Source organism: Campylobacter sp. MIT 97-5078, from assembly GCF_006864455.1.
In the GTDB taxonomy this organism is placed as follows: Bacteria; Campylobacterota; Campylobacteria; order Campylobacterales; family Campylobacteraceae; genus Campylobacter_D.
The window spans coordinates 1-1,182 of record NZ_QHLK01000042.1; the positions used below are offsets into that span (position 1 = coordinate 1).

A 1,182-nucleotide genomic window follows, 5' to 3' on the forward strand; every position below is an offset into this window, starting at 1 on the left:
TATAGTTTTAATCACTTGTGTTTTTGCTAGCGATGAGTTAAATATAGACAATTTGTTTAAAAAGCAAATAGGCTTAAGAAGCATTACTAGCTTTTCATTACTTAGCACAGGCAATGCCAATTCGTATTCTCTTTATCCTAATCTTTCAATAGGAGGAGATCCTACCATTTGGAATGACACCAAGCAAGGCTTTTTAAATCAAACTTTTATTTATACGATAATACCTCAATTTGATATACTTGTTTCAGGAGGTGGGAGTTATGCAAGAGCTGAATATACAAACTTTTTCACAAATGAATATTCTAGTAAAAATAGAATAGGTTTTGATAGCCTTTGGTTAGGTTTTATTTATACAGCTGATAGTATTGCAGATTTAATACCACAACTTAGCTTTCAAACCGCAATAGTCCAAAGAGAAAAAGCGATTAATCAAACCAAAAACTTTTATCTTAAATCACAAAGTTTGCAAGTGAGTTTAAGAGGATATAGTGATCCTGTGGTATATAGTATTTATACAGGCTTTGCTTATAATCAAGTAAGACAATTTAAAATCTTTAAAATAGAATATGGAAATAGTATCTATGTGGGTGGAGATTTATCTATTATCTTAAGCCCTAAAATCACTTTAGACTTAGGAGCAGAACAAAGATTTCAAACAGAACAAAAGATTAATGGCTATCAAAACTCTGAACTGCGTTCTATTCCTACTTTAAGTCTAGGCTCTACTTATAGCATTAATGCAGATACTGCCATTTCTGTAAGTGCTAATTTTGGAGGAAGTTCTGCTGCACCTGATAGTGTGTTTGGTTTGAGTTTGTGGAGGAAGTTTTAAAGCTTTAAGCAAAAGAGTTCATTCTTTTGCTTAGGGGATTTTAGGGTTTTACACTCTCTTATCAACACTTAAATTAGCTGTTATATCACTTTTTATGCTTGAAGCAAGAGAAGTTAAAGCCCCACTAGAACCAAAGGTATTTAAAGAACTATCTGTTTGAGTTAAATTGGTTTGTGCTGAATTTGAATCTGTGCTTGAGCTTGTATCTTGTGCTGATGAGTTTTGACTTGAGGCTTGAGCTTGAAGCCTATTTAAATCATAATTATCAGGATTACCTGTAAGACCTAATTCTTTCATCAAAGCTTCTTTCATCATCTTTTCTAATTCCTCAAGCATTTTTTTTAAATCAA

2 protein-coding genes are annotated in these 1,182 nt (G+C 32.2%); one reads left to right on the forward strand and one right to left on the reverse strand.

The window, feature by feature from the left end:
* Window position 1: 1 nt before the first annotated feature.
* Window positions 2-832 (forward strand): hypothetical protein, encoded by an 831-nt coding sequence (locus DMB91_RS08730; protein ID WP_143116921.1) that lies wholly within the window; start codon window positions 2-4, stop codon window positions 830-832.
* A 48-nt stretch (window positions 833-880) separates the two neighbouring features.
* Here the strand turns inward: DMB91_RS08730 and DMB91_RS08965 are convergent.
* Window positions 881-1,182 (reverse strand): hypothetical protein (locus DMB91_RS08965; RefSeq protein ID WP_034907228.1); only part of this gene is annotated, 302 nt, incomplete at its 5' end.